At 56.9% G+C, this 26,885-nt stretch carries 42 protein-coding genes; 30 read left to right on the top strand and 12 right to left on the bottom strand.

All coding sequences use genetic code 11. The features are described from left to right. Positions 1-5: 5 nt before the first annotated feature. The 11 genes from ACN0TS_RS00620 to ACN0TS_RS00570 form a co-directional block, all read right to left on the bottom strand. Entirely contained in the window at positions 6-329 is a 324-nt protein-coding gene (locus tag ACN0TS_RS00620; RefSeq protein ID WP_417257385.1) for a hypothetical protein, read from the bottom strand. A 48-nt stretch (positions 330-377) separates the two neighbouring features. Beyond that, complete coding sequence (locus ACN0TS_RS00615) at positions 378-614, bottom strand: hypothetical protein (protein WP_417257384.1); 237 nt, start codon at positions 612-614, stop codon at positions 378-380. A gap of 27 nt (positions 615-641) precedes the next feature. After that, entirely contained in the window at positions 642-1,598 is a 957-nt protein-coding gene (locus tag ACN0TS_RS00610) for a DUF2303 family protein (protein ID WP_417257383.1), read from the bottom strand. A gap of 27 nt (positions 1,599-1,625) precedes the next feature. Further along, positions 1,626-1,988 (bottom strand): hypothetical protein, encoded by a 363-nt coding sequence (locus ACN0TS_RS00605; protein WP_417257382.1) that lies wholly within the window; start codon positions 1,986-1,988, stop codon positions 1,626-1,628. Between the two features lie 10 nt (positions 1,989-1,998). Next, the gene (locus tag ACN0TS_RS00600; RefSeq protein WP_417257381.1) at positions 1,999-2,265 is read right to left on the bottom strand and encodes a hypothetical protein; all 267 of its coding nucleotides are present in this window, start codon (positions 2,263-2,265) and stop codon (positions 1,999-2,001) included. Further along, the gene (locus tag ACN0TS_RS00595; RefSeq protein ID WP_417257380.1) at positions 2,262-2,564 is read right to left on the bottom strand and encodes a hypothetical protein; all 303 of its coding nucleotides are present in this window, start codon (positions 2,562-2,564) and stop codon (positions 2,262-2,264) included. Before ACN0TS_RS00595 ends, ACN0TS_RS00600 begins: the two co-directional genes overlap by 4 nt. 3 nt (positions 2,565-2,567) lie before the next feature. Further along, positions 2,568-2,711: a hypothetical protein gene (locus ACN0TS_RS00590; RefSeq protein ID WP_417257379.1), complete on the bottom strand. Its 144-nt coding sequence runs from the start codon at positions 2,709-2,711 to the stop codon at positions 2,568-2,570. Between the two features lie 145 nt (positions 2,712-2,856). After that, on the bottom strand, positions 2,857-3,123 hold the full coding sequence (locus ACN0TS_RS00585) for a hypothetical protein (protein WP_417257378.1): 267 nt from the start codon (positions 3,121-3,123) through the stop codon (positions 2,857-2,859). Between the two features lie 28 nt (positions 3,124-3,151). Then, positions 3,152-3,328: a hypothetical protein gene (locus tag ACN0TS_RS00580; RefSeq protein WP_417257377.1), complete on the bottom strand. Its 177-nt coding sequence runs from the start codon at positions 3,326-3,328 to the stop codon at positions 3,152-3,154. Next, on the bottom strand, positions 3,325-3,558 hold the full coding sequence (locus ACN0TS_RS00575; RefSeq protein WP_417257376.1) for a hypothetical protein: 234 nt from the start codon (positions 3,556-3,558) through the stop codon (positions 3,325-3,327). The genes ACN0TS_RS00580 and ACN0TS_RS00575 overlap by 4 nt, the downstream gene beginning before the upstream one ends. Positions 3,559-3,802: 244 nt before the next feature. Then, positions 3,803-4,099, bottom strand: coding sequence for a helix-turn-helix domain-containing protein (locus ACN0TS_RS00570; RefSeq protein WP_417257375.1), 297 nt, complete (start codon positions 4,097-4,099; stop codon positions 3,803-3,805). A gap of 96 nt (positions 4,100-4,195) precedes the next feature. Between ACN0TS_RS00570 and ACN0TS_RS00565 the strand changes: the two genes are divergently transcribed. The 24 genes from ACN0TS_RS00565 to ACN0TS_RS00450 all read left to right on the top strand — a co-directional run bounded on the left by ACN0TS_RS00565 (position 4,196) and on the right by ACN0TS_RS00450 (position 19,118). Further along, positions 4,196-4,438 (top strand): helix-turn-helix transcriptional regulator, encoded by a 243-nt coding sequence (locus ACN0TS_RS00565; RefSeq protein WP_417257374.1) that lies wholly within the window; start codon positions 4,196-4,198, stop codon positions 4,436-4,438. Between the two features lie 105 nt (positions 4,439-4,543). Further along, entirely contained in the window at positions 4,544-5,011 is a 468-nt protein-coding gene (locus ACN0TS_RS00560; protein ID WP_417257373.1) for a hypothetical protein, read from the top strand. 382 nt (positions 5,012-5,393) lie between these two features. Then, a complete protein-coding gene (locus tag ACN0TS_RS00555; protein WP_417257372.1) occupies positions 5,394-5,660 on the top strand; it encodes a hypothetical protein in 267 nt (88 codons plus the stop codon). Further along, the gene (locus ACN0TS_RS00550) at positions 5,660-5,863 is read left to right on the top strand and encodes a hypothetical protein (protein WP_417257371.1); all 204 of its coding nucleotides are present in this window, start codon (positions 5,660-5,662) and stop codon (positions 5,861-5,863) included. Before ACN0TS_RS00555 ends, ACN0TS_RS00550 begins: the two co-directional genes overlap by 1 nt. 5 nt (positions 5,864-5,868) lie before the next feature. Further along, on the top strand, positions 5,869-6,381 hold the full coding sequence (locus ACN0TS_RS00545) for a DUF1937 family protein (protein WP_417258154.1): 513 nt from the start codon (positions 5,869-5,871) through the stop codon (positions 6,379-6,381). Beyond that, positions 6,374-7,021, top strand: a complete 648-nt coding sequence (locus ACN0TS_RS00540) for an NUMOD1 domain-containing DNA-binding protein (protein WP_417257370.1) — start codon at positions 6,374-6,376, stop codon at positions 7,019-7,021. Before ACN0TS_RS00545 ends, ACN0TS_RS00540 begins: the two co-directional genes overlap by 8 nt. Beyond that, a complete protein-coding gene (locus ACN0TS_RS00535) occupies positions 7,014-7,337 on the top strand; it encodes a hypothetical protein (RefSeq protein WP_417257369.1) in 324 nt (107 codons plus the stop codon). Before ACN0TS_RS00540 ends, ACN0TS_RS00535 begins: the two co-directional genes overlap by 8 nt. Beyond that, positions 7,337-7,972: a hypothetical protein gene (locus tag ACN0TS_RS00530; protein WP_417257368.1), complete on the top strand. Its 636-nt coding sequence runs from the start codon at positions 7,337-7,339 to the stop codon at positions 7,970-7,972. Before ACN0TS_RS00535 ends, ACN0TS_RS00530 begins: the two co-directional genes overlap by 1 nt. A 174-nt stretch (positions 7,973-8,146) precedes the next feature. Next, entirely contained in the window at positions 8,147-8,725 is a 579-nt protein-coding gene (locus ACN0TS_RS00525) for a hypothetical protein (RefSeq protein WP_417257367.1), read from the top strand. Further along, on the top strand, positions 8,722-9,420 hold the full coding sequence (locus ACN0TS_RS00520) for a hypothetical protein (protein WP_417257366.1): 699 nt from the start codon (positions 8,722-8,724) through the stop codon (positions 9,418-9,420). The genes ACN0TS_RS00525 and ACN0TS_RS00520 overlap by 4 nt, the downstream gene beginning before the upstream one ends. 140 nt (positions 9,421-9,560) lie before the next feature. Beyond that, on the top strand, positions 9,561-9,947 hold the full coding sequence (locus ACN0TS_RS00515; protein ID WP_417257365.1) for an HNH endonuclease signature motif containing protein: 387 nt from the start codon (positions 9,561-9,563) through the stop codon (positions 9,945-9,947). 124 nt (positions 9,948-10,071) lie between these two features. Then, a complete protein-coding gene (locus ACN0TS_RS00510) occupies positions 10,072-10,512 on the top strand; it encodes a P27 family phage terminase small subunit (protein WP_417257364.1) in 441 nt (146 codons plus the stop codon). Next, the gene (locus tag ACN0TS_RS00505; RefSeq protein ID WP_417257363.1) at positions 10,499-12,166 is read left to right on the top strand and encodes a terminase large subunit; all 1,668 of its coding nucleotides are present in this window, start codon (positions 10,499-10,501) and stop codon (positions 12,164-12,166) included. Before ACN0TS_RS00510 ends, ACN0TS_RS00505 begins: the two co-directional genes overlap by 14 nt. Then, the gene (locus tag ACN0TS_RS00500; RefSeq protein WP_417257362.1) at positions 12,163-13,455 is read left to right on the top strand and encodes a phage portal protein; all 1,293 of its coding nucleotides are present in this window, start codon (positions 12,163-12,165) and stop codon (positions 13,453-13,455) included. Before ACN0TS_RS00505 ends, ACN0TS_RS00500 begins: the two co-directional genes overlap by 4 nt. Beyond that, entirely contained in the window at positions 13,452-14,363 is a 912-nt protein-coding gene (locus ACN0TS_RS00495) for a S49 family peptidase (RefSeq protein WP_417257361.1), read from the top strand. The genes ACN0TS_RS00500 and ACN0TS_RS00495 overlap by 4 nt, the downstream gene beginning before the upstream one ends. Positions 14,364-14,459: 96 nt before the next feature. Beyond that, on the top strand, positions 14,460-15,773 hold the full coding sequence (locus ACN0TS_RS00490; protein ID WP_417257360.1) for a phage major capsid protein: 1,314 nt from the start codon (positions 14,460-14,462) through the stop codon (positions 15,771-15,773). Positions 15,774-15,847: 74 nt separating this feature from the next. Next, entirely contained in the window at positions 15,848-16,279 is a 432-nt protein-coding gene (locus ACN0TS_RS00485) for a hypothetical protein (protein WP_417257359.1), read from the top strand. A 12-nt stretch (positions 16,280-16,291) separates the two neighbouring features. Beyond that, complete coding sequence (locus ACN0TS_RS00480; protein ID WP_417257358.1) at positions 16,292-16,873, top strand: hypothetical protein; 582 nt, start codon at positions 16,292-16,294, stop codon at positions 16,871-16,873. A gap of 1 nt (position 16,874) precedes the next feature. Beyond that, positions 16,875-17,207: a phage head closure protein gene (locus ACN0TS_RS00475; RefSeq protein ID WP_417257357.1), complete on the top strand. Its 333-nt coding sequence runs from the start codon at positions 16,875-16,877 to the stop codon at positions 17,205-17,207. Beyond that, a complete protein-coding gene (locus ACN0TS_RS00470) occupies positions 17,204-17,674 on the top strand; it encodes an HK97 gp10 family phage protein (protein ID WP_417257356.1) in 471 nt (156 codons plus the stop codon). Before ACN0TS_RS00475 ends, ACN0TS_RS00470 begins: the two co-directional genes overlap by 4 nt. Beyond that, on the top strand, positions 17,664-18,053 hold the full coding sequence (gp17, locus tag ACN0TS_RS00465; protein WP_417257355.1) for a tail completion protein gp17: 390 nt from the start codon (positions 17,664-17,666) through the stop codon (positions 18,051-18,053). Before ACN0TS_RS00470 ends, gp17 begins: the two co-directional genes overlap by 11 nt. Beyond that, positions 18,046-18,507, top strand: coding sequence for a hypothetical protein (locus ACN0TS_RS00460; RefSeq protein WP_417257354.1), 462 nt, complete (start codon positions 18,046-18,048; stop codon positions 18,505-18,507). Before gp17 ends, ACN0TS_RS00460 begins: the two co-directional genes overlap by 8 nt. Positions 18,508-18,510: 3 nt before the next feature. Continuing rightward, complete coding sequence (locus ACN0TS_RS00455) at positions 18,511-18,840, top strand: GTA-gp10 family protein (protein WP_417257353.1); 330 nt, start codon at positions 18,511-18,513, stop codon at positions 18,838-18,840. Between the two features lie 146 nt (positions 18,841-18,986). After that, positions 18,987-19,118 (top strand): hypothetical protein, encoded by a 132-nt coding sequence (locus tag ACN0TS_RS00450; RefSeq protein ID WP_417257352.1) that lies wholly within the window; start codon positions 18,987-18,989, stop codon positions 19,116-19,118. Here ACN0TS_RS00450 and ACN0TS_RS00445 read toward each other — a convergent pair. Beyond that, the gene (locus ACN0TS_RS00445) at positions 19,115-19,507 is read right to left on the bottom strand and encodes a hypothetical protein (RefSeq protein ID WP_417257351.1); all 393 of its coding nucleotides are present in this window, start codon (positions 19,505-19,507) and stop codon (positions 19,115-19,117) included. The two genes, ACN0TS_RS00450 and ACN0TS_RS00445, sit on opposite strands and share 4 nt — an antisense overlap. 129 nt (positions 19,508-19,636) lie before the next feature. On the opposite strand from ACN0TS_RS00445, the gene ACN0TS_RS00440 reads away from it, so the two are divergent. Genes ACN0TS_RS00440 through ACN0TS_RS00415 form a run of 6 tightly spaced genes read left to right on the top strand, consistent with a single transcriptional unit; the run spans position 19,637 to position 26,885 of the window. Continuing rightward, positions 19,637-22,006, top strand: coding sequence for a hypothetical protein (locus ACN0TS_RS00440; protein WP_417257350.1), 2,370 nt, complete (start codon positions 19,637-19,639; stop codon positions 22,004-22,006). Further along, positions 22,003-22,641 carry a hypothetical protein gene (locus tag ACN0TS_RS00435; protein ID WP_417257349.1) on the top strand — a complete coding sequence of 213 codons (639 nt, stop codon included), beginning with the start codon at positions 22,003-22,005 and terminating at the stop codon, positions 22,639-22,641. Before ACN0TS_RS00440 ends, ACN0TS_RS00435 begins: the two co-directional genes overlap by 4 nt. After that, entirely contained in the window at positions 22,641-23,258 is a 618-nt protein-coding gene (locus ACN0TS_RS00430) for a hypothetical protein (RefSeq protein ID WP_417257348.1), read from the top strand. Before ACN0TS_RS00435 ends, ACN0TS_RS00430 begins: the two co-directional genes overlap by 1 nt. Beyond that, positions 23,243-23,674 (top strand): DUF6950 family protein, encoded by a 432-nt coding sequence (locus ACN0TS_RS00425; RefSeq protein WP_417257347.1) that lies wholly within the window; start codon positions 23,243-23,245, stop codon positions 23,672-23,674. The genes ACN0TS_RS00430 and ACN0TS_RS00425 overlap by 16 nt, the downstream gene beginning before the upstream one ends. A 5-nt stretch (positions 23,675-23,679) precedes the next feature. Next, positions 23,680-26,457 carry a hypothetical protein gene (locus tag ACN0TS_RS00420; RefSeq protein ID WP_417257346.1) on the top strand — a complete coding sequence of 926 codons (2,778 nt, stop codon included), beginning with the start codon at positions 23,680-23,682 and terminating at the stop codon, positions 26,455-26,457. Then, the gene (locus ACN0TS_RS00415) at positions 26,454-26,885 is read left to right on the top strand and encodes a hypothetical protein (RefSeq protein ID WP_417257345.1); all 432 of its coding nucleotides are present in this window, start codon (positions 26,454-26,456) and stop codon (positions 26,883-26,885) included. The genes ACN0TS_RS00420 and ACN0TS_RS00415 overlap by 4 nt, the downstream gene beginning before the upstream one ends.

Below are 26,885 nucleotides of genomic sequence, written 5' to 3'. Positions count from 1 at the left end.
TTGCGTTAGGTGGATTGTATCGTTTCGAGGTATTTGCGGCCCGCATCGGTGATCCGGTATCCGGCCCCTGCGGGTTCGCCGTCTTCTGTCCATAGGCCGCGACAGTATTCCGCAAACCCTCGATCCGTCAGGCTCCGGCAGATCGCTCGCGCCATGTCTTTCGTGATCCATTCGTTTGTGAAGCAACGCAGGTGATATGCGACCCAATCAAATTCACTACGGCCTGTGTTTTCTTCCATGTATTGCAGGACGTGCCTATCGAGAAACGCTTGAACGGCTTGGAGTGTCGCGTCCATCTGTGGGTGGTCGGGTTTCGAATGGTCAAGCATATCGGCCTCTTTGTGTTAGTTGGGCTGGAAAAGACCCGGCCCATTTGGTTACGCTGTGATGTGCCGGACGGCCCGCATCACGCCGTCCTCGATGTGATCAATGGCCAGCTGAATGTCGCGTGTCCGACCTTGTGGTGAAATTTTGTCAAGGTATTCGATGAATTCTGCACCGCGATCCTTGATCGCCTGCATCTGCGCTTTCTCTTCGTCGGTCAGAGTGCGGTATTTGTGTCGCACCGCGTTGTTCGCTGTGCGGTCGTCAGATGCGCTATCTACAGTGTTCATGAGTATTTCCTTTTCGAGTTAGGGTGATCAGTTCATGCCGTAGAAGAGCGGCAGGGCGGTTGCCTCTTTGGCTTTCTCCGCACCTTCGCGGATGGCATCGCGGCGGGCCTTGTCGGCATCGTGCAGCGTCAGTCGGAATTTGACATCGCCGCTATTGGGCCGATAGGCGAGGCGGACGGGCAGAGTGTAGGCTGCTCCGTTTTCAAAGACCGGAATTGCGATCAGCGCGAGGTTGGGGATTTCGAGCTTGCCTCCGTCCTGTCCTGCCTGCGTGGCTTCGAAGAAAATTTGGCCTTCGCCCGTGTCGGGGTTGCGTCTGAATTTCGCGGTCTGGCTTTCGTGGATTTCGAGGCCGCGCGAGAGTTCGAGCAGGCGGCGGTAGGTGGCAAATCGTCCGCTCAAGCGTGCGGCGACATCGGCCAGTTTTTTCTCCCAGTCCTGCGCAGAGTCTTGCCCTGTGCCGTTGGCGAGATATGGCGTTGGGTCATAAAAGTCGGCAGAGCGCTCCTCGATGAATTCGCCGAATTCGCCCGGACTTTTCCACTCGCCAGAGAATTCCGTCCATGCGTTCCATTCTTCTGAATGCGGGAATTTGTAGACGCCACGATGGTCGCAGTGGTTGGCGAGGGGGTCGCGGCCATCATAGGTGGCTTCCCCTTCGCCGTGGTAGTTGGTGATGCATGTCAGGGAGGGCAGGTTTGCATCGCAGAACAGCACCGAGTTGCTTCCTTTAAATCGGTTGGCCCATTCGATCAGGCTGTCGATTTCGTGCAGGTGGTCGGTGCCGCTGCGGCGTGCGGGTTGGAATTTGTCCAGAGTGCTAGATATTTTATCGGTAATGTCTGTCACAACTTGATTTTTGTGATGTGAGAGAAGGGTCGGGGTCTCACATTTGGGTTCGCCTATGAAGATCGCTTCGGCGTGGGTGTGTTCCTCCACGATCTTCGCGACGGTTTCCGCAATGTTTTCTTTCGTGAATTCCATGATTGTGGCTCCTTCTTCGTTTGGTGATTAGCTGGTGGTGCGGATCTCGGGGTCTTCGCTTACGGTGCGCAGCTCCATCCGCATTTGGCGTGGGTTTGTTGGGGTGATCCCGCCTTCCTGTGTGGTCCATGCAACGCCTTTGGCTTTCGGGGCGTCTGGCGTTTTTGTCTTGATCTCGCCGACGAGTTCGAGCGTTCCCTGCTCGTCCAGGGTCATGTCGATCTTGAGGGTGAGGGAGCCTTTGGCCTTTTTCATGTAGGCGTTGCGGTGGTCCTGAAGGTCCGCGATCAGCTCTTTCTGTGTGGCGAGGACTTCGCCCAAAAAGTCTCCGTTGTTCATCAGCGATAGGAGCTGATCGAGGCTTGAAAGTTTCGGGTCTGTGACGGGCATGGCGTTCTCCTTAGCGTTGGTTGGGGATTTTTCCTGTCCATGCGTCGAAGTCGGTGCGCATGGCTTGGAAGCGGGTTTGTGCGACTGCATCGGTGGCGAGTTCGCGGCGGCTTTTGATCTGGCAGACCGTGCGCAGGTATTCTGCTGCGGCGCTTGTCGTGAGGGACTGGTCGGGCAGTCCTGAGCGGATCGCGGCAAATCTCTGAAAGCGCGGATCGTTGCAGATGATCCCTGCCTGTTGAGGCACGGGCAGCGTGTCGAAGGGTTGTTTGCTCATGATTGAACCCCTGTGACTGCCTTCTCATATGCGATGAGAGCCTTGGCGGCGTTTTCTGGGTGAACTTTCAGTACAGGAAGTATGATTCTGCCATATGACGGGCTAAGCCAATCCTCTTTTGAAGGCCGCACGATGTTAAAGGACCAATGGCATGGATTAACAAAGTCAACCCATGGTGTGATCGTTCCGCCGTGTTTTGCATAACAAAACTTAACCTCATCAAGCCAATTCTCAGCTAGGTCTTTGTGGGATATTTCTCTGTCATCAAATTGACTCTTTGCTAGTTCATAGGCGGTCATTTTTCATCTCCTGATCTTCTGGTTGCGGGTCTCTTGAACTGCTTGCTCGACCTTTGCGATTGCCATGAGTGTTGGCTTCACTTCGTCGGGTGCCGCGTCGTAGTTCCTGCCGTGGCGGTTGTTCAGGTCGGTCATGCTGTTTTTCATGTGGGGTCTCCTTGGTTCTGTTTGGCGATTTACCGCAGCAGTCCTTCGCGGCGTCCACAGCGGCGGCATACGCGCTCTGGCATGCGGCGGCTGTCGCGCCAGTCGTGGCGACCGAAGCGGCACAGGAGGCGGCGAAAAACGCGTCTCATGCCGATGCCTCTGTGCGGATGGCGCGGCGGGTCTGTTGAATCCAGTTGCTGATTGCTTCCTCTTCGGTCATGCCGAATGCCGACACGCCGTGAAGGGAAATCTCGACCAGGTGCGACCCCTTCCAGGTCTCATTGTCAGGGGTGGTGTAGGTTCCGCCTGTTTCGATTACCTCGTTGAAGAAGGCGTCCGGTTGGTCGTTTGCGTCGAGCTGGATCACGCGGTCATAGAAGCGGGCTCGGCGGTTTTCGATGTTAGAGAGCATGTTCGCCTCCGTTTGGTGTCTGATTAGGTCAATCGGATGAAATTTGATCATCGAGGCGGGCATTGATGTGCGCGGCGATGTGATCGGTCATGGCGGCGTAGCTCACTGCGCCGATCGCGAGGCCTGCGGCGATTGCAAAGATGACGGCGATGACGTCGCTGCGCTCGATGGCGATGGCCATGTGGTCGCGGTCGTGGGTGATCATTGCGCGACCTCCGACTGCAGGCGCAGGCCGAAGGCTTGGCGCAGTTTGTCGCCATCGAGGCGTGTGCCGTTCGCTTCCATGATTGTGCGCCACGCAACAGCAACACGCCCGCGCGGTTGCTCGGTGCCGTTTTGAACAATGATTTTGGCGTGATCGATGTTGAGTGGATCAAGGCCAAAGATCAGGGGCGCGTCGGGTCCGAGGCGCGTGTGAGTGCGGTGTGTTTGCATGGTAGCCTCCATTTCTCTTGGAGGCTTTGTCCGCTATTTGCGACTCTTAGTCAACACAAAATGCCGCCATTTGCGAACAGACGGGATTGCGTTGGTCATATCCTTGGGGCAGGATTGGAGCTGGGGTGCAACGTTATGCCTAGTAAAAAAGGGAGGGTTTTAGTGGAAGATTTAAAGCAAGAGGCCGAAATTGTGGCGTGTCTCTCTGCCATGAGTGGGGCAGACCTCGTGCGTGTTTTGGTGTTTAGTCGCGATCTGCAAGTGACCGTGCGAGGTTCAATACAAGGGCGCGATTCTCGGGGCTCATCGCGCGAAAAGTCTCAATAATCTCTTTAAATTCTGGTGATTCGTCGGTGTTTTCTATTAGATCGGCGGGTCGCACACTTAGCGCTCTGGCGATAGTTTCGAGCCTGCGGGCGTTGATCGTCTTTTTGCCGTTTTCAATTTCATTCAAATAGCTGCGCGAAAGGCCCGCTTTGTCAGCGAGGGCTTGCACAGACAATCCTGCGGCGGTCCGGAGTTCTTTAATGCGTAGTTTCATGTCGCTGATACTACCTCAAAGGACTTTCTGCCGCTGACGCAAATAGCGGATAAATCGGGCTTGCCTTTTTGTTCGCTATTTGCGACAAAGCAAAGCATGGAGCATTTGAAGGAATATTTGGCCCGCGAAAAAATCGGGCAATCCGAGTTCGCCGTAAGGGTGGAGATTTCGCGTGGTGCGCTGTGTGACATTCTGTCTGGGCGGCGTGATCCAAGTTTTGAGGTTGCTATGAGGATCGAGATGGAGACGGGTGGCGCAGTTCGATTGGAGGGCTGGCGGCGTTTTGAGGTGTTGCGCGAGCGCAAGACTTTCGACGGTGGGGAGATGGGGGCGGTATGATGCATGCTATCTGTCTTTCTCATCGTTCTGATGTCCTTTCGCCCCAGTTGCACCATCGGGCAAGTGCGGACGTTTGTCATGTGAACTCGTTAGGGAGATTTTAACATGCGGGGCGTTCGGGCAGGTTCAATCCAGAGTGCGGTGCGCGATGCGATGACGGCGGCAGGCGGGCTTGAGTGTACGTCGATCGATCTCGGCGTGTCTGTGGCCACATTGTCATATGGAACGTCTGTTGATGAGGCGCGTCCTGGCGGGTTGGGGGTGAATTATCTCGATCGGCTCGGGCGGATGCATTGCGCCGCGGCTTTGCCATTGGCGCAGCACTTCGCGATGCTTGCGGGTGGGGTTTATCAGCCACTGCAAATTTCTGGCGATACTGCAACCGACATTCACACAGTAACGCGTGAGTTCTCGGACGTATTGGCGAGCCATGCGGAGGCGCACTCGTCGGCATCGGATAACCCTGACGACTATACCGTTCAAGAGGCCAGCGCGATGATCAAAGAGGTCGATGAGCTGATCGCGGCGGCTGCGCGTCTAAAGGCGGCGCTGTTGCCAAAGGCGGGTGCGTGATGTTGATCCGCTCCCAAATGACACAAGTTCCATCAATCGTTTTTGGCGTGGCGGTTGGTGGTTGCGCGGGCGAGGCCTTCTCCTCCCGTCTCGCTCGCGCGGATTGTTTTACCGTTTCGAGGTTGTCGACGGAGATGGCGGGTTGTGCATCTGTGCGCCCGTCATTCGTCGCAAGATGTTTGCGCCGCGTTCGTGATGCGTGGGCGCATGGCGTTGCTTTCTGCTCGGGTGGCGTCAGCACTGGTCGGGGGTGCTTAGGCGTCTCCGGCCATTTTTTTGAAAAGCGGCGGGCGGCGCTTGGGTTGCGCTCGTGTGGAGTCCCTATGGAGGCGTGGGGATGCCCGTCTGTGAGCGCCTCCGAGCATTCTTCGGGGTGCCTTGCATGAGCACTCATTCTGTCAAAGCCAAGGCGCGGCATCCCGATCCGTCTGATTTCGACCGCGAGTTGTTTGAGGTCGCGCATATCACGTTCGAGGTGGTTGATCATCCCGAGTATGGCCAGACCTTTGCCTTGATCGCGGGTCATGCGCTTCACGCCAAAGATCGGCGCCCATTGTTTTCGGGTCATGTCGAGCAGGGCATGGGGACGCAGCTGCGTCGTTTGGCGCATCGCATCGATGAACTTGAAGCAAAGCAAAGAGGGCGTTGATGGTCGTTGTTCGGGATGTTCCGCGAGACAAAGATTTGCGGCTTTTGGAGATGCTTGCGCGGCGTCGGGCGGGTGAGAGCCTTGTCTCGATCGCGCGCGACATGGGGCTTCATAGCGGCAATGTTTCGGCGCAGACCTGCAAAATCCGTGATGCAGATCAGGCGCATGATCCTGATGATTTTGACCAGGAGGGCTACTGGTGAGCGTTATGATCGGACTTTTGGACGGCACGATTGATTGGGACTTGTTGGCAGAGTCCTATGGCGGTCCTGGCGGATTGCTTAACGTCGATGTGTCTGCGGATGATGTTGCTCGTGAGCTCAGTGGCCGTCTTGTCTATCTCGCGACGCCATACACGAAGCAGGTGCGAGATGCGGAGACCGGGAAGTTCGTGCTGTGGATGGGTGAGGGCATGGCGCAAGAGGCTGCCCGATGGTCGGCAATTCTTGCGGCGAGCGGGATCACGGCGATCTCGCCGATTGTGGCTGCGCAGGCCATTATCGAGACCGATGCGAGTGGCGGCATAGATCCTTTCGATCACAAATTCTGGACTGATTGGTGTTGGCCGCTTTTGACGCGATCGCAAGCTGTTGTTGTCCCTCCCATCGTCGGGTGGGAACGCAGTTCCGGCGTGTTCTGTGAGGCGGCTCATGCATTGCGGGCGGTGAAGCGCGTGATGGTTATCAAGGATGATATGAAGCGGAGGCGTTGTCGTGGCTGATCGGTGTAAATATCGGAACATTACCATTCGCGGTGTCGTCTACGCGACCGCCCGCGAGGCATCGGAGGCGCTTGGCGTCGGGCCGAAGGCGATCCGTATGGCCATCGCGCGAGGCACTTTGGAGACCGTTGGTCTGCCAAAAGCGAAGCCTGTCACTATTCAGGGCAAACGCTATGAGAGTATTGCGGCTGCGGCGCGGGCCTTTGGCGTGACGGATGCCGCGGTGCGTATAGCGATCAAAAAGGGCACTGAGCATCGGCTTGGAACTGGTGCTGTTGGTTGGGAGCCAAACCCGATCCGCATTCGCGGTGTGGTCTATGCGTCCGCTGCCGAGGCGGCTGAGGCTCTTGGGGTGAAGCGATCCACGATTTATGCGGCGCGCGAACGTGGGACGCTTGATCGTGTTGGGTTGGGGCTTCGCAGGCCTTTCCTGTTGCGGTCTCAGCCCGTGGTGATCGGTGGTCTTTCGTTTGAGAGTAAGGCTGCTGCCTCACGCGCGATAGGGCGGCATGACGCCTATGTCGCGCGGGTGATGCGCATGGGTTCAGCTGCCGAGCGCGAGCGCATGATCGCGGCCTTTATGGCGCTGAAAGCCAAGAAGGACAGTGCTGCCATGAGACGGAGGGATCGCTGTGCGTGAGGGAAGCATTACACGCGATGTTGGTGCAGGCCTGACGGCAAATGATGCCGAGTCTGTTTTCGTTTGCGACGATGACTTTGTGACGCCAGAGCGCTGTGAGGCGCTTTGGCTTCACGTCTTGCGCGAGGGGGTCAACAGCTTGCTAGGGCGGTCGTGGCGTCTTGATGCTGCGGGTCGGGCAGAGGCTGAGGCGTGGTTTGCCTCATCTGAATTTGATGTGGTTTGCCAGTTCGCAGCCGTTGACCCTGAGCGGGCGCGGGCGGCTGTCAAGGAATTGAGAGAACAAGGCGTAAAGCGTCTTTCGGAGGTAAGGTGATGGCTGAGTTACAAATTGTGTCATCCGAGGGTGGTGCGGGCGATCTGCCCGAGTACCCGTTCGGTGTCGAGGATCGGCTGGACAGTCACTTCTTTGTGCCTTGGGAGCGGCGGCGCTGGCTCAATTCAGGAATGCGGCTGCGCGGCACGGCGGAGTGTCGGGCGTTGTATCTCGATCTGATCTGGATCAGCTATGATCAGTCGCCAGTCGGAACTTTGCCCGATGATACTGCGATGTTGGCCAAGCTGTTGATGGTCGATCATGAGCACTTCTGTGGTCTGATCCGTCTTGACTTCGGGCCTTTGCACAACTGGAACCGCTGCGCCACCAAGGACGGAGAGGTGCGTCTCTTTCATCCGATGGTGTTGCGCACGCTCACCGAGGCATTGGCGCGGCGCGAGGATCATCGGGCAAGGTCAGAGGCGGCATCGATGCAGAAGCGGTTGCAGCGGCTTCGGATCATGTTGGCCAACTACAACAAAGAACTCGCCGAGAATGACGCGGCTGTGTCGTGGATCGATGAGTGGTTGCAGCGTCAGGGTATCGCGAAGCGCACGGCCTATCAGGTCGAGCGGGCGCTCGGGGCGTGGTCGAACCACATGTTCGATCTTGGGCAAAAGGGGCGTCACTCATGAGTTTCTTACGGAAGTGTCCACAAACTGTCCGAAAGACAGATTGGACTGTCCTGAAGTGTCCTCCACGACAGAGACAGAGACAAAGAAATTGAAAAGAAAAACACAGTGACTGGTCGCGCCACATAGCGGTCGAATTGTGGATAAGTGTGGAATTGCTGAGAAAGGGTAGGGGCGATGAGTGATGAGCCATTGATGGGTCGGGCCCGTGTTCGGGCGTTGTTGATTGATCCTTTAGAAGAGGGCGGAATGCGCAAGGGGCCGCGTGTGTCTGTTGGTGATCATAAGGATGCGATGACCAAACTGGCTGACCGCGTTGGATATATGAGCGATGCGGGTTTGCGAGGGCTTGGCGAGTATTTGATCAAGTTCGCGGGTGAGCGTCAGGTCTGGCCTGCCATGAATGTGATCTTGGCGCAGGCGTGGGGGATGGAGATGCCGCCGAGCAAAGAGAGTGATTATGTGCAAAGCGTGTTGTCCTCGCGTCTTGGTGAGGAGGCGCTCAGGGGTGGGTGGCACGCGGAGTTGCTCACGGACATGCGTAAAAAGCGGCCTGTTCCAACTGGTGTCTACGCGAAGAAATTGCTTGCGGAGCGTGCGCAGGGAAATCGGGATAGGGCGGCGGTTTATGCTGACCGGATCAAGCGTGGTGTCGGGACTGATGAGGCTCGGGCATTCGTTGATGGTTATGCGGCGATGAAGGCCGAGGCGGCGGCGATCATCGAATTGGGGATCAAGAAGAGGGCAGAGGCATGAAAATAGATCGGTTGGACCAGATATTGGCGGGCGCAAAGTTGAGCGAGGCTGAGAGGATCGAGCGGGTAAAGAGGGCGGGTGACTTCCCGGAAGGGTGTGGTCCTGCTCCGGTAGTTGCTCCTGCACGTGGGGCGTTGCGGCTGAGTTCCATGAAGGCTGTTTATCCGAAGGGCGAAGGCGAGTTTGAAGTGAAGGACGCGGGCTTTCAGGGTCGGCGGACCGCGATGATTGCTGACGTGTTTGATCTCATGGCTGCGCGCGGTCGTCAGCGGTTCACGCCTTCGCAGATTTCCGTGGCGCGGTACTACAAGTTCTTAGTTGAGCGCCACGCTGCGGGAGGGATGCGTTGTGCGTCATTGGAGGCGCTGCCTTCTGGTGGCGGTGTTGGTGGGGTCGAATGGATCGATGCCTATGTCGATGAGGGTCGGAAGATCAAGGCAATGCATCGGCGCATTGGGTCGGGTGTGGTTGTTGTTCCAGGTTGCGATCGGGTGGCGATCCGTGAGGACTGGCTTGTTCATCAGGTTTGCATCGGCGGGCTGTCGTTGTCTCGTGTCCTGTCAGAGCGTGGTGTTGCGTTGAAAGGTCGGGCGTTGAGCAAGGCTGTTGATGAGTTGGCGCGGGCGCTTGGCGACTGTTTGGACCGGATGGGTTGCACGATTGGGGTTAATCGCATTCTGTCTACCAAGGGCTAGGTCGGGACAAAGATAAAAAAATCGCGGCTGATGTTTGACAGATCGCGGAACCTGACCTTATGACTATATCCATCATCAAGAATAGCGCCCACCGGAAACGGTCGGGCGTTTTTCTTTTGGTTCAACGTTTGGGGGCAACTATGGCGCGGCGATTGATCTGTGTGGTTGCTGGCTGTGAAGACTTGGCAGAGCAGGGCGGCAATCGTTGTTCTGCTCATGCCGAGGCCCATGCACGCAAGGTTGCCGAGAGCAAGGCGCGGGTTCGTCGTAGTGATGAGGCGGTGAAGTGGCACAAGCTTTACAGTGATCCGAGATGGGATCGGTTGCGTCGAGCGTTCCTCGCTTCTCATCCGCTCTGTGCTGATTGCGCTGAACTTGGCGCGATCGTTGAGGCGACTGAGGTTGACCACATCGAGCGGCACATGGGTGATCTGCGTAAGTTTCTGGATCGAAACAATCTGCAAGGTCTGTGCAAGCGGTGCCACAGCCGCAAGACAGCGAAGGAAGTTTTTCACGGAGCCAAATAGGGGGGGTATCCCGAAAATCAGGGTCGGCAACACCGGACCGGAGAGGGGACAACACTTTTTGTGGCTCTGTAATTGAGGAAAAAAGCCCACTGATCAGGAGGGTAAGAAGAGCAAGGGGATTGGAATGAAGGGGCCTAAGCCAAAGCCAAACAACGTCATCCCCATGAAGGGGGATGCGAAAAAGCCTGTGCCGGAACCTTTGGCCTTCTTGTCTGATGAGGGCAAGGAGGTCTGGAAGCGCCTCGCGCCTGAGATGGTGAAACTCGATCGGCTCAAGCCGCAGTATCATGATCTCTTTGCTGCCTATTGCGAGGCGGCGGCTGACCTGATGCGCTTCACAATCCAGTTGGTTGATGGTCGCTACAACTACACGTCTCAGACCCGAAACGGGGTTCAGGAAAAGAAAGCTGCAGCTTGGGGGCAGCGTCAGGAGGCTATTTCAAACTTGCGCCAGATCGGCGCCCTGTTCGGTATGTCTCCTGTGGATGAGCAGCGGCTGTCTGATGGTGGGCAGGGTAGCTTGCTTGACGAACTAACGCGGGCGGTGCGCGGTGAACCCGCTTGACCATCCGGTCACGCAATATGCCATTTCTGTTGTCGAGGGACGTGAGATCGCGGGTGAGTTGGTCAAACTCCAATGCGAGCGGCATTTGCGTGATTTAGAAACCGCAGAGGATCGGGGCTTGTTCTTCGATTGTGACGCGGCGAGCGCCATCGTGAACTTCGCAGGTATCCTGCAGCACACGGTCGGGCCAAAGGCGGGCGAGCCGCTCAAGCTAGAGCCTTGGCAGGTGTTCCGGCATGGCTCTGTCTTTGGTTGGAAACATCGCGACACTGGCCTGCGCCGGTTTCGCTCGACCTATCATCAGGTCGGAAAGAAGAACGGAAAGACCACGGACACCTCGGTGCCCTTGCTCTATTCGCAAATCCTCGACGGTGAGGCAGCGCCGCAAGCTTATATCGCCGCGACCACGCGCGATCAGGCGGGCATCCTCTTCAAAGAGGTAAAGCGGATCATCAAGCGCAATCGAGTGCTCCGGAGCCTGATGGTTCCAGGCGTGTCGGTGATCGAGACGCCAGAGGTGGACGGGCTTATTACCTGTCTGTCGCGCGACGGGAACAGTGCTGATGGTATCAACCCGAGCTTTGTTGCACGGGACGAAATGCACCGCTGGACGGATCGGGAGCTGGCCGAGACGATCACGCAATCGATGATTGCACGGTCTCAGCCGATCGATTGGGTGATCACGACTGCGGGCCATGATCGTCAGTCCCTTTGCGGTGAGCTGCGCGGGTATTCGGAAAGCGTTCTCACGGGGCAAGTCGAGGATGACAGGTTCTTCGGATACGTGGCCGAGCCGCCAAAAGATTGCGATCCAATGGACCCGCGATTCTGGAAAATGGGAAATCCGAACCTTGGTGTCTCAAAGCCAATGGAGGCCATGGAGGCGGCAGGTAAGCGGGCTCAGATCATTCAGGCTGAAATGCCGAACTTTCGCCGGTTCCACCTCAATATGTGGACCGAGGGCGCTCAAACTTGGATCGCCAGTGAGGTTTGGAACAGGGGGGATGCAGACAAGAGTTTCGACATCGATATGCTCTTTGGTCGCGAGGCTTGGGTCGGTCTCGATCTGTCGAACAAGGTCGACACAACGGCCATTGTGGTCGCGGTGCCTGTTGATGGTCTGATCCATCTGGTCTGCTACACCTTCCTGCCTGCGGGTCAGGATGGGTTCATTGCGCGGGCGCAAAAAGAAAAGCGCGAATATGTAGGGTGGCGCGATCAAGGGTGGCTCGAGGTTCACCATGGCGGCACCATCGATGAGGAACTGATCGAGGCGCGTCTTGATTGGATCAAAGCCAAGTTTGACGTGCAGGAAGTGGCTTATGACCCGTGGGGGATGAAATATCTCGCGGATCGGCTCGACAAGAAGGGATTCCCGTTGGTCGAGCATCGGCAGGGTTTCGCATCCATGTCCAACCCGATGAAACGGGTCGAGGAGCTGGTTGCCCAAAACCGCCTGCGACACGGCGGAAATCCGGTCCTGTCCTGGCAAGTTGGCAACGTTCACCGTGATGAAGATCCGGCTGAGAACATTAAGCCGAACAAGAAACGATCGACGGGCCGGATTGATGCGGCTGTCGCTGCGATCATGGCAATCGGGCGGGCCGAAGCTGGCCACCGAAAACGTAAAACGAGGGGGTTTGACTCGATATGAAACTGTTGTCCGGCTCCATGTTTGGTGAGCGGCGCGTGCAGGAGCGGGCAACGCCCATTCCTCCAGTGAAGCGATCGGCGTCAGGGGCGCAAGCTTCTGTGTCTGTGTCCAACCCTGTCTCTGCTTCGGTTTTCGAAGATTTGGGGTTTGGTAACTATAGTCGCAGCAATGTCGCTACATTGCCGCGAGTGTCTCCAGAATTGGCGCAGAAACATGCCACGGTAACGGCTGCTTGCGGTGTTATCGCAGGTGATCTCTCTAAGCTGCCTTTGCATGTCTATGAGCGCGGCAAAGATGGCAAAGAGCGCCGTGTGCGTGATCATCCGGCTGAGTATCTGCTCAATGTCGAGAGTTCCCCTGGGGTGCCTGCGAAGTTTTCTCGCTTCGGTCTGACCTATTCTTTCTGTCTGCGCGGTCGCGGGTTCTCATATGCGCCGCGTGATGCAGGCGGCGATCTGGAGCTGATCGAGGCAATCCGTCCTGATCGCATGATGGTTTTGCGGTCAGGACGTGCGCGGTTCTATGAATTCGAGGATGGTGCAGGCGTTCTTCGTCGTGTGTCCGGACGCGTTGTAGCTCATTTGCGCTACATGGCGGAGGATGGCTGGACTTCACGCTCTCCGATAGAGGTCGCAGCCGAGAGCCTCGGTATAGCATTGGCGGGACAAGAGGCTGCGGCGCGTCAGGCCAGTGGTGACAGCTTCAAACAGGTCGCGAAGATTTCCGCATTTGATGCGGATGATGAAGCATACGAGCGCGCCCGTTCGCGGCTCAAGGATCACATGCGGCGGGATCGGGATAGTGGTGTTCTGATCGTCGGGTCTGAGGATGATTTTAAAACGCTTGGTGTGTCGGCGGCAGATTTGCAGTTGCTCGAAAGCCGCAAATTTGATCGCGAGCAGATCATTGCGCTCTATCGGGTTCCCCCGTCGAAGGTGCAGATGCTGGAACATGGCGTAAAGGCCAATGGGGAGCAGCAGGCGATCGACTATAAGACCGACTGCCTGACCCACTGGGGAAGCTTCATTGAGAGTGGGCTGACCTTAGGCCTGTTGAGTGAGGGGGAGCGGCGGAGAGGTCTGTTCTTCCGTCACAACTATGATGCGCTTTTGGCGGCAACCACGAAGGAGCGCTATGACGCGCTGACCAAAGCTGTGGGTGGTCCGTTTATGACCTGGAAGGAAGCGCGCCGGATTGAGGGGATGGAGGATTTGCCAGAGGGGCAAAGCCCGTACCCGCCGTCGAACATGACGCGCGATGATGACAGCAAGAAGGAAGGTGACGAATGACGCGAACTGTTGAACAGGTGATAGCGGGCGGGGGGCTGTTGGCGCTCGATCGTGCGTTGTCGTTGGACCACATCGCGCGGGAGTGGCCAGATGTCGCCGCAGATCAGGCGCAGGGGCGCGGCGAAAAGATTGCAGCCAAGCCTGAGCGGTTCCATGTTGAACGGGGTGTTGCGGTCGTGCCTATCCAGGGCGTTCTGACCGCAAACTCAGTGATCCTCGAAAAATATTACGGGTGGACCACATATCGAGGTCTTGAAGAGACCTGCGAGACGCTACTTGCGGATGATAGTGTTCAAACGGTGATCCTGTCGGTGAACAGTGGTGGCGGTATGGTTGTGGGTCTCAAGAGTGCAGCAAATGCGTTGGCCCGTTTGGCAAAGGCCAAGCCGGTTCATGCATTGGTCGACACTGTGGGCGCATCTGCCGCTTATTGGCTGACGTCGCAGGCGGGTGAGATTTCTATGACTGCCGGTGCTGTTGTTGGCTCCATCGGTGTCGGAGTTTCTGTAGGGGCTTATGCGCAGCCAAGCGGTTCTGGTGTGCAGTGGTATGAGTTCACCTCGACGCATGCTCGCGCCAAATGGCCAGACCCGAGCACTGATGAGGGGCGCGCGGAAATCCAGCGCGACCTCGATGCCACCGAGACGGAATTCCATGACGCGGTTGCTTCGGCGCGAGGGATCGATCGTGACGATCTGTCCGCGCGGCTCTCTGTGACGGATGACCCGCGCGATGGCGGGGCCGTATTTGGTCCTGCGGAGGCTATGGACCGCGGTTTGGCGGATCGTATGGAGACCCGTGCCGAATTTTTCGCACGCTTGGTCGGTGAGGCGATGCCTTCGCCAAAGTCGAAATCTCGTGCCAGCATGGCGCGAGCTCGCGCGGCTCAGGCCGCTGCGAAAACCTGACCACGGACTGACGCGCGGTCTTTCTGCCCTGCCTTTCGGCGGGGTTTTTTATTGCCGCCTCGGCGGTGTGACAATCCTAAGAAAAGGGGAAATTCGATGGCTAAAAACATCGACGATCTGCGCCGCGACCGCAAAGCGGCAGCGGACAAAATGACAGAGCTTGCCGATCAGCTCGCGGCTCTGGAAGGCGCTGATGCGCCAGATGAGGATGCGCTGTCTGCAGCTCAGGCTGAATTCGACGCGGCGCAGGCTGCATTCGACAAGGCGAACAAGTCGGTTGGCCGCGCCGAGGCAGCCGAGGCTGCGCAAGCTGCTGCTGCGGGGGTTGGTGATGAGGGTGGCTCATCGTCATCTGTCCCTGCGCAGCCGGTCGATCCTGAGCACAAAGGGGCGGAAGTTGCGCTCATGGTGCATGCGCTCGCCGCGACTGGTGGTGACAAGGATAAGGCCGTGACGCGTCTCGAAAACACTGGCTACGGTGCTGTTGCGGCGACGTTGGTGGGTGCAGATGAAAACTCTGGCGGGGTGCTCATCCCTCGTGCGCAGGTTTCTAAGGTAATCCCGATGCTGCGCGCCAAGACGGTCCTCGACAAGTGCGGTGCGCGTTCTGTTCCTGTGTCTGCGGGTGAGATGCGCAATGCGAAGCAGACTGGCCGTGCAACTGCAGCTTACACGGACGAAGTGGGCGAGGCTGCTGAAAGCAATCCAACCTATGAGCCAGTCTCCGAAACGCTCAAGGATCTCAAGGCGCTGGTTCCTGTTTCGAACCGCCTGATCGAGCGTTCTGACATCGCTGTCGCTATGATGGTGCTTGATGACATGCTGTCTGCCATGGCGCTCAAGCGCGACATTGCCGGTTTGCGCTATGACGGGACTGGCAATCTGCCGAAAGGTGTCCGCTACTGGATTCCTGGCGCCAACTGGATGAGCGCGGTGGATAACTCATCTGTGGCGGCAATTGACATTGCACTGCGTAAGCTGGTGGACAAGGTCGAGGATGCGGACGTGCCGATGCTCAAGCCCGGATGGGTGATGCGTTCCAGCGCCAAGAACTTCCTCGCTTCTCTCAAGGATAACTACGGCCAGCCGTATTATCCCGAGATTGACGCGAAAGGCATGCTGAAAGGCTATCCGATCTACACCACATCGCAGGTTCCTAAAGATCTCGGCGTTGGCGGTGATGAAACCGAGATTACCTTTGGCGACTGGGCCGAGCTGATGATCGGTGAAGAGGATCGCATCCAGATCGCGCAATCGCGCGAAGCTGCTTATCGCGATACGAATGGCGAAATGCAGTCCGCATTCCAGCAAGGGAAAACCTTGCTTCTCGCTGTGACGGCGAACGATTTCGCGCCGGATCACGAAGAGGCCTTCGCGGGCTTCAATGCGCAAGGTTGGACTTTGGTCTGATCGCATCAGTGCTGATGCCTGACAGGCGCGCGGCGTGATGGTCGCGCGTCTCTTTCAAACATGAGGGTATGGATATGAAAAAAGTTCCTGTCGAGTTCCTGCGGGTGCGGGGTTCGTTTGTAAAAGGCAACCGCGCGGCGTTTTCCGAGACTAAGGTTGCTGATCTGGAAAAAGCGGGCGTTGTGCGTCGTCTGACTGATGACGAAGTGGCAAAGGCGCGGGCTGAGTCTGTGAAGGCTGTGGTTCAAGATGCAGATGCCGACATCAAGGTGCGCCTGGCCGAGGTCGAGGGCAAACTTGCTGCGGCGTTGGACGCGGAGGCAAAAGCTTTGAGCCAGGTTGATGCGCTGACGCGTGAGCGTGACGATGCTCTGGCCGAGCTCAAAAAGGCCAAAGGTGTGATCGATGCGCAGGATGATCAGGAGAGCGAAGAAAAGGCGTCGAAGTCTAAATCGTCTTCTTCTGACGCAGGTGCGCCGCCCAAGCAAGGTGGCGGAAACAAGTAAAGGGGCAGTTTCATGCGGGTGATTGGCGGCGGGGTGCCGGAAGCTGTGTCGGTTAGCGATTTCAAGCGTGCGACGCATTTCTCTGGCGGGGATCAAGACGACGATCTGTCTCTCGCCGCCTATCTTGCGGCGGCGCAGGAGGTTGTTGAAACCGCGAGCAGGCGGCCCATTGGTGCGCGCTCGGTTCGCTTCGAGGTTCCTCTACATATTGAGGGGGCACAAGCTCTGCGTTGGTGGTTTCCGATCGCGCCAGTTGAGGCTCTGACGAAGGTTCAGGGATTGGTTGGCGGGGTGTGGCAGGACTTGGATTTGTCTTCGGCGCGTCTTGAGTTCGGCTATGATGAGCCACAATTCGTCATGCCTTCGGGTTTTCTGACTGCGGGCGAAACGGCGTTGGCCGTGGAGGCGACTGTGGGGGCCGATGGAGATGCGCGCACGGCGGCTTTGAAGCAGGCGGTTATTTTGATCGCGAAAAGCTGGTTCGAGGCGGGTATCGCGGTGGATGAGTTTTCCGAAGCAAAGATGAGTTTCGGTGCGAGGGCTTTGATCCGTCAGGCGCGATACAAGCGTCCGTGTGTTTGGAGGGGTGCGTGATATGGCGACGGGTTCGTTTGATAAGCGCATCTTATTCCTGCGCTCCATAGAGGTGGATGACGGCTATCAAGTGACGGAAAAATTTGAAGCCCACGGTTCGCCTATTTGGGCTCAAAAGACGGATGCGTCAGATAGTGAGAAGCGTCAGGCGGCGCAGCTTGAGGCGAGTGTAACCTCTCGCTTTGTGGTGCGTTGGTCGACCTTCACTCGGGGTATTACACCTATGGATCGTCTCACCTGTGATGGTGTTGAATATCGGATCACGGGTGTCAAAGAGGCTGAGGGTCGGCGGCGGTGGCTTGAAATCACAGCGGACGCGAGGATTGATCAATGAAGGTCAAAGTCGAGGGTCTTTCTGACATTGAAAAAGCCTTGTCGCAGATTGAAAAGGCGGCGACCAGAAAGGCATCGATGCGCCGTGCTCTCAAAAAGGCCGGGCAGCCGATGGCGGATAAGATGCGGGTTCTTGCTCCAAGAGGAGAGACCGCAACGGACGATCTCGCGGACTCGGTGATCATTGGTACGAAGTTGAGTAATCGCCAAAAGGCGCAGCATAAAAAGATGTTCAAGGATGATCGGGCTGCGGTCGAAATGTTCGTTGGTCCTGGTCCTGATCCTGCGGCATGGAACCAAGAGTTTGGCAACGTGAACCACGGGGCGCAGCCGTTCGCACGGCCTGCGTGGGATGCTGAAGCAATGCCGACGCTTGAGCGTCTGAGCGATGAAATGTGGGCGGATATTAAGGCTACAGCAGAACGCCAAGCGCGCAAGAACGCGAAGGGGTATCAGAATGGAGCATGAGTTTCGCGCCTTGCTCACAGGCTCCGCGTCGATCTCGGCGCTCCTGTCGGCATCGCAAATCAACTGGATTAAGCACCCGCAAGGGCGGCCATATCCAGCGATCGTGTTGTCTGTTGTTGGTAATGCTGACGGCCTGACGCAGCAGGGGCCAGACGGCCTTTGGCGAGGGCGTGTGCAAGTGGATTGCTATGCGCGGGACTATCTCGGCGCAGTGCAGCTCAAGGACGCTGTGGTTGGTGTTTTGAGTGGGTATCGTGGAGGGGGCTTTCAGCTCATCTCATTAGACAGCCAGCGTGATGGCGACGAAACGGGCGGGGTTGATGATCTCGCCCGTTTTTCTTTGGATTTCCTGACAAATTGGAGTGAAGCAAATGGTTGAGGCAGTCTCTCAAGCAACGGTGTCCTATCAGGACGAACTGTGGATCGGTCGCACCGTATCCGAAATCGAAACATTTACGCAGGTTCTTGGTGTTGAAGAAGTGTCGATGCCGGAAAACGTGCCGGACGATGTGGACGTGACGCATCAGCAATCGCCGGGTCGCACGAAAGAGACGATTCCCGGAATGTTGCCCTCTGCGGACTACTCGCAAGACTTGCAATTCTGGCCCAATGATGCTGGGCAGACAATCATCGATGAGCTTGCGGCTCTGACAGAGGCGGGCACTCCTGAGTATGTGTCTCTCGTCTTCGTGGTTGGCAGCAAGCAGCGCGTCTATCGTGGTTACGTGAACAGTTACACGCCAACTGGAACTGTCGGCGACAAGCGTATGGCGTCTATGTCTGCTAAGATTTTCAACCGCCTTGAGGCGGTCACTCTACCTTCGGGGGAATAAGATATGGCGAACGGCTTTAAGGGTGAGATTTCGCTGAAATATGAGGGAGAGGACTACACGATGGTCCTCGACTTCAACGCGCTGTGCGACTTCGAGGGCGAGACGGGCAAGAATGCCCTGACTGCTTTGGATGGTATGGAGAGCGGCAACGTTTCGGCGTCTGACCTGCGTGCGCTGATGTGGGCTGGCTTGCGCCAGAATCACCCCGACATGACACTTGCGCTAGCAGGGTCGATCCTGAGTGAAAATGCAGACGCTATCCAGCGTGCATCCGAGGCTGCGAATAAGCCTGCGGGAAAGCGCAAGGCCCCGGCGAAAAAGGCCCCCAAGTAACGATTGAGGGCCTTCTGGTCGACTATGTGGCGGCGGGGTTTGATCCGTCCGGTTTCTGGACCCTTACCCCCCGCCTGTATCTCGCTCACATGGAGGGCGCGGCGAAGCGCCTAGCGCGTGAGCGTGAACTTGTATGGTTCGGGGCTATGCTTCCACATCTGAAAGAGCCTGTGACGCTCGAAAAGTTCGTCGGCATGAAGCCCGACAATCGCGAACGTGTTCGGCGCTTTCACCAGGCGTGGGACAAGATCGACCGTGCGCTCCAGAGAAAGGGTTAAATGTCCAATTTCACGCCGTAGTGGCCTTGGTCTTGGCTGTCTCTTAGCCAGCCGCCAACGATAATGGCTGAGGCGATAACGGGTGATCGTGATTTACCTTTTGCCTTCAGGTCAGCATTCCAGCTTTTTGCATCGGCGCGTGAGAGATACCCAACTTTTTTCCGATCAATGAAAACAGCAACCGCATTCTTGTCGTGCTTGTTTAGGGGTTCTGGAATGATCACAGCTTGGCACTTGTGTCGCGCGCCATCTTCGGTTCGTGGCCCTGCAATTGCATGTAACGCTTTTTGGTAATTGGACTCCCCAACGATATCGAATTCGTACTTTCCGTTCCCGTCGATATATAATGGTGGGTCTTGCTTGCTAAACAGCCATGAAAATATGCCCATGAATCCCTCCTTTAAATGAGGGGATCATCTGAAAGTTAGGTGGTTAGAGTCTACCCTGAACATTTGAGAACATTGCGTCAGGGTTGGTCGTCAGCGTCTAAGAGCGTTTTTAAATCTGAGGAAATTGAAATGGCTTCATCTTCTGTGATCGGCGCACTGCGCGTCAACCTTGGTCTTGATTCTGCGCAGTTTTCCAAGGGTGTGAAAAGCGCCCGCTCGGATATGACTGCCTTTTCCAGCAAGATCGTTAAGGTAGCGGCGGGTCTCGCCACGACATTTGCAGCGTCTATGTCGGCAATGGGTGTGGGTGCGATTAATGCTGCGGCTGATGTCAAACAGCTTTCGCAGATGGCAAATACGCTGCCCGCTCAATTCCAAGGGTGGTCGGCGGGCGCGAGGTCTGTCGGTATTGAGCAGGGAAAGCTCGCTGATATCCTTAAGGATATGAGCGACCGCGTAGGTGACTTCACGCAGACGGGCGGCGGTCCTATGGCCGATTTCTTCGAGAACATTGCGCCCAAGGTCGGCATCACGGCAGAGGCATTTCGCGGACTGTCTGGCGCAGATGCTTTGCAGCTTTACGTTGATAGTCTCGAAAAGGCCAATCTGAGCCAGGCAGATATGACCTTCTACATGGAGGCCATTGCCTCTGACAGCACGGCATTGCTCCCGCTCCTGCAAAACGGCGGCGCGGCTATGGCGGAATATGCGCAACGAGCCAAGGATGTCGGCTATTCTATGAGCGATGAGATGCGGGCGGGCTTGGATGAAGGCAAGGTCGCGCTGCTCGACATGAATATGGCTGTGACAGGTATGCGCAACACACTAGGGGCTATGGCTGTCCCAGCCATTCAGGCGCTTGCCGCTGCTGTTACTTCGGTCGCGATTGTGTTCCACGAACATGCAGGCATTATCTCGGACGCTCTGCGCACGGTGGCGGGGACAGCCGCCGTTGTGGCGACTTTCTTCACTGCGAAATACGCGGTCGCGGTTGGCGCAACGGCTGTGCGGGCCATGGCGACGGCGGTTTCACAATCTGTCGCTCTTGAGATGGCTCTTGGGGCGCAATCTCGCGCTGCGGCGGTTGCGAGCCTTGCGGTGAAAGGTCTTGGCGTGGCTTGGCGGGCTATGTGGGCAGCGGCCACTATTGGTGTGAGCGTTGTTCTTGGCTACCTCCTCGGGCAGTTCTCAAAGCTGGTCACGGCTGCTGGCGGGTTTGGTGAGGCAATGGGTCTGCTCAAGGATGCCGCTGCGGAGGCTTTCGACCGGATCAAGTTGAAGGCCGCGATTATGAGCGCGAATATCGAGGCAGGATGGAAGGACATTCAATCCAGCGCATATTCCGCTATGGCGTCTATCGTGTCCGGCGGTGTCGAGTTTGCGAACCGATATGTCGGGATTTATCGCGGCGCGTTCGAGGCAATCAAGGCCGTGTGGAGTGCGCTTCCATCATCGATGGGTGATGTGGTCTATGGCGCGGCCAACATCACGGTCAAGGGTGTCGAGGCTATGGTCAAGAAGGCTGCGGGCCTGATCGACAGCCTGACGCAAGGGGCGGCTGATAGCTGGCTAGGCGAAAAGCTCGGCCTTAAGGGCACGGCGCTTGCGGATTCGATCAGCTTTGCGGGTGTGGATAATCCTTTTGCGGGTGAGGCTAAAGGCCTCGCGGAGCAGGCCAAGGCGGCTTTTTTAGAGGGGTTCCAGACAGACACGTTCAATCAGCCCGAGGGGCTTCTGTCATCGCTCACTGGCACATCTGACGAGTTGGCTGCGCAGGCTGACGCATACCGCGAGGCGGGCACCATGCTCGCTCGCGCGGCTGACCGCCCTATGACGGCGTGGAAAAAGCTCAAAGAGGTTGTCACTGGCTCGAAAGAAGAGATTGCAGAAATACCACCTGTGGCTGCGCCTGCTGCGGCGGCAATGGATCAGCTCGGAAGTGCGGGTGGAAAAGCGGCTGATGGCGTGAAAAAGGTCGAGACTGCTGCGGACAGCATGAAGGACACCGTTGGAGGTGCTTTCAAAGACCTGCTTACTGGCGTCAAGAGCTTTGGCGAGGCTGCTGCGTCCGTGCTGAACAAGGTCGCGGATATGCTGCTTGATAGCGCGTTTAATACTCTTTGGAGTGGCGGTAGCGGTGGCGGGGGTGGTCTTGGCGGCATCGTTGGTTCCATTCTTGGTGGACTCGGTATCGGAGCGAATGCCAACGGCACGAGCAACTGGCGCGGCGGCTTGACCTCGATCAACGAGCGCGGCGGTGAAATCGTAGACCTGCCAAGTGGCACTCGGATCATCCCGCATGACGTGTCCAACCGCATGGCTGACCGCATGGGTGGTGGCGTTAGCAGAACGCAGGTCGAGGTTGTGCCAAGCGATTATTTCGATGTTCACGTGAAAGAGATTTCCGACAAATCCGCATCTGACATGGGGAAAGCGGTTATCAAGTCAATCCCAGGCCAAATTGAGCAATACAGCAACTATCCGAGGAAGCGATCATGACCACATTTCCTTTGTCGTATCTCTCCGACGTTCTCAAGGTCACAACGCCAACCGCAACCCTGCGGCGCTATGATGAGGCATCTGGATCAGGTGATGGCCGTATGTGGAGCGCGGAGCTTTCCAAGCCTTTGTGGGCCTTCAATGTCCCGTTGCGCAAATATCTTTCGCAAGAGACTCGCTCGGTGAGGGCGAAGGTGGGGGCTTTGCAGGGGCAAAAGCACGATTTTCTTTTTGCCGATCCTGCCTACAAGGGGCCTGCTGCCGATGAGGGCGGGGCTGTTCTCGGTGCGAGCGCGGTCAAGGTTGGCTCCATTTCGTCAGATCGGACGCAGGTGTCTTTCTCTGGCCTGCCATCGGGTTACACGCTTTCAGCGGGGGATCGTTTCTCTGTCGCCTTCGGGTCCGGGCATTACTACCTCGGAGAGATCGCGGAGGATGCGGTCGCTGATGGCAATGGGGACACGGAGGCGGTGATGGTGGCGCCGTGGGTCTCGCTCGGGGTGGAAGTCGGGGATGATGTCGAGCTTGTCGCGCCTGTTTTGAAAGTCATCGTGGAGAGCTTCACGCCTGCGACTGACCAGCTCGGCGGGTTTTCATCTGGATCATCACTGTCACTCTTGCAAAGGCCTTTCTGATGCAGACGCTCGATCCTAATTTCATCACCAGTCTGGCGCAGGCACGGGACGGGGCGATTGCGCCTGTTTACTTCCTGTGGTTGGTCGGTCGGGACATCGTTACAGATGGGGTCAAGAGCATAGGTTTTTGGACTGGCGACGAGGATTTGACGATTTCTGTCGTTTCTCCTGACGGGCTTTCGACTGTTTCGCGGTCATACTATGGCGGGTGCAATCTGTCGGTCGATGGGATTCAGTATGTCTCTGATCTGACTGACAACGCGGTGAGTGTGAGCCTGAGCCAGATCACAGTGGCGGCACAAGAGGCGGCGCGGAATACCAACCTTCGCCTTGCTCATGCGGAAATTCACGCGACAACAATGAACGGCGGAGCGTTTGTCTCTGCCCCACAATTGCAGTGGGTTGGGATCGTGGATGAGGGGAACTTAAACACCCCGGCTGCGGGAGGTGGCGGTGAGTATACGCTGTCGATCCGCTCGGAAATCATGCACCAACTCACGGCCACGAACCCCGCGAAAAGCTCGGACGCACATCAAAAGCGGCGATCCGCTGGTGATCGCTTCTGCGAGTATTCGTCAACAATCGAAGGGTGGGATATTCAATGGTACAAGAGCTAAAGCGCCGCCACGATTGGCGTGGTCGCCTGTCTGCCTTTCTGGATGAGACGCGCCGCGATGGTTTTGCCTGGGGGAAGCATGATTGTGCTCTTGGTCTGGCTTGTGGTGCGGTCGAGGCAATCACAGGGGCGGACCTTCGTAAGGGGTGGCGCGGCAAATACAAGACGAACAAGGGGGCGCTTCGGGCGCTGAAAAAGCGCGGGTTCGATAACGTTGGCGATGCCTTCGCTGCAGAGCTTCCTGAGTACGACAATCTTCTCATGGCAGGGGTTGGCGATATAGCGGTGGTCCAGTCCGATGATGAATTTCTTGAAGCTATGGCGGTGGTCGATGTGTCGTCTCTGATCATCCTTACGAGTGAAGGGCAGGGACGCATTCCGCGCTCTCGAATGGTTCGGGCTTTTAAGGTCGGTTGATACTCATGAAAAAGTTACTCCTGACAACCTCGGCGCTGATCGCGTTCGGGGCCTCGCCTGCTTTTGCGGGTCCATTGGCCGGCGTGTTTACGTGGATCAGCAGCACCATTGCGGCTGGCGGTGTGGCTGGCGCTCTTGTGCAGGCTGCTATTGGTGTGGGGTTCAATCTTCTCGCTACCGCGCTGGCGGGAAAGAAGAAGGGGCCGTCAACATCAGTCCAGTCTGACGTTGAGTTTGGAGACGATACGTCGCTGAATTTCATCGTGGGGAAGTATGCGACTGCGGGTAAGTTGAAATATCGCGGATCGTGGGGGAAAAATACGCGCTTCATCACCGAAGTTTTCGAGGTGTCCAGCTTGCCGCAAGGGTTTAGCGATGTCTGGATCAACGATGAGCGGGGAGACTTTACGGGCGATATTGGTTATGTGTCTGGCAGTCCCGGTGGTGTCTCTTCCATATCCAAGGCAGGAAGCGCGCCGAGCGGAAAGGTTATTGTTGGTGATGTTCTCGATAACAACAATGATGGTGGTAATCGTCTTTGGATCAAATGGGTGGATGGAACGCAGTCCGCGGCCGATCCTTTCCTGAAGTGGGCCTTCGGGTCGGGTGATTATCCGTGGACATCGGCGCATATCGGCACAGGAAAGACCTATGCGATTGTAACTTCGCAGTATGACAAGGACACGCAGACCTCTTTGCCATCGTGTATGTTCGAGCCTGAGCCTCTGCCTATGTATGATCCGCGCCTGGACAGCTCTGTTGGTGGCGTGGGGTCGCATAGATGGGGTGATCGCGATACATACGAGCCAACGACGAACCCCGCTGTGATTGCCTACAATGTTGCGCGCGGAATCTATTTCGGGTCCGAGTGGGTTTACGGGGGCAGGAACCTCGACGCATGGCGGCTGCCTTTGGCCGAATGGGTTGCGGCAATGAATGCTGATGATGCGTCCGTCGCTCGATCAGGGGGCGGATCGGAGGCGGCATACCGCTGCGGCGCAAACGTCACTGTGGATACGACACCTGCCGATCTGTTGGAAGAAATTGGACTCGCGTCGAATATGCGCTTTGCCGAGGTTGGTGGTAAGCTCAAGCCGATTGTCGATGTGCCAACGGCTGCGGTGCTTGGCATCACGGACGCTGACATCATCACGACAGAAAGCCAAAGTCTCACGCCATTCCTGCCGATCTCGTCCACCTTCAACTCGATCTCTGCAACATATCCTGAGCCTGATGAAAAGTGGTCGAGCAAGGATGCGCCAGAATACATCGATGATGACGCGACAGACGAGGATGGTGGGCGCTACATGCCCACGTCTCTCAGCTATGCGGCTTGTCCATATGCGTACCAGGTGCAGCGTCTCATGCGGTCGCAGATGCGAGATTATCGCCGGATGCGTCAGCACCAGTTCTATCTGCCGCCTGATGCATACGCACTGGAGCCTCTGGTTGATTGTGTGTCCTGGACCAGTGAGCGCAACGGCTACGCGAACAAGCTGTTCCTCGTCACGAATGTCAGCAAAACGCCCGGCATGAATGTTCTCGTAACTTTGAGTGAGATCGATCCGAGCGATTACGACTGGGATGCGAATTACGAGAAAGAGGTCACGATCATCGATCCTCGTCCAAGTGAGGTGCCGACGCAGGCCATCACGAATTTCGCAGCCGTTGGTATCGCCATTGAGGATGCGGACAGCGTGTCACGTCGATCGGCGATCAAAGTTTCCTGCGATACAGATGAGATTGGCGTTACGAACATTCGCATTCAGGCGCGGCTCAATGGCGTGATTGTATATGACGAGACTGCGCCCTTCGGTGATGGTGGTCCGTGGTTTGTGCACAATGTCATCGGCGGCCAGTCCTATGATGTGCGTGCTGAATTGCTGTCTGCCATCACGCCTCTCTCTGCGTGGTCGGCATGGGTGAATGTCACTCCGCCAAATGTCGGTGTGGGTTCCGAGGATTTGGCGCAGTACATCAAAGATCAGATCGCAGCAGGGGTGGCTGCTGCTGATGCTGCAAGTGAGATCGAGAACCAGGTCAGGATCGCTTTCGATGAGCTTGAAAAGCACGCCGAAGACGCGACGCTCGGACTGCTCGACGGTTATCGCAAGGATCAAAAGAACAAGGGAGACATTGCGCGGGCCGAGAGCGAATTGACCGCGAAGCTGATCGAGGGGCAGGAGGCACTGGCCGAGGCCAAGCTCGAACTTCAAGCGAGCATTGGTGAGACGAATTCCCTTGTCCTTGCGGAGCAACAGGCGCGGGCTGATGGCGACGTAGCTCTTGCGAATTCTCTCAATGCGATTGCGACTTTGGTTGGTGACAATGGGGCGGCGATCACTGCGGAGCAACAGGCTCGCAGCGACGCGGACACGGCTCTTGCGGGGCAGATTTCGACGGCTGTGGCAACGGCGGGAACCGCACAGGCCACCGCCACAGCGGCACAAACGGCGGTTGCTGATGTTAACGGAAAGCTCGGCGCTTCGATCACCTTTCGGACGAAGGCGGGCTCGTCAGGGGCGGAATTGGAGCTTGTCGCGGCCAATGATCCCACGGGAGAGTCGGTGTCGGCTGCGCGGATTTCTGCGGAATACATCTTGCTCGACGGCACGGTGACGGCCCCCATGATGAACGTGACGAGGTTGTCTGCGATTACTGCCACGCTCGGTCACTTCAAATCAGCGGAGAGCGGGGAGCGCGTCGAAATCAAGGACGACTTCATCAAGGTTTTTGACGATACGGGCGCGTTGCGCGTTCACATCGGAGATTTGACGGCATGATGGGCATTCGGATCACCAAGCGGGACGGGCAGGTGCGGTTGCGGGAGGACGAGATTTTCCCGCAACTCATCTGGTCGCAAAAGTTCGCCTACAACTTCGCGGGCACCGTCTCGATACCAGAGTTCGATGATACGAAGATGATGTTCTACGTGGTGCCGTGTGTGTTTCTGGCTAGTGGATCAAATCGCTACGATGATGACTCCGACCCAACCGACCCAACTGATCCAATTTACAGCTATAACATCAACCTAAGCACCATTGCCAATACTACGGGGCTTCCATCTATCACATGGGACAACAGCACGAAGGTGATGACTATTGCGATCCAGTCAATGCCTGCGGGGTGGCCCTTGGACTTGGACCACGCTGATATGCGTAACGACTATTATATCAATATCGTAACGACAAATAGACGGGTGGATGTTTAA

This window comes from Celeribacter sp. (assembly GCF_048266405.1).
Classification (GTDB): Bacteria; Pseudomonadota; Alphaproteobacteria; order Rhodobacterales; family Rhodobacteraceae; genus Celeribacter.
Note: the sequence above shows the minus strand (reverse complement) of the source record. Positions and strands in the feature narration are given on the sequence as shown.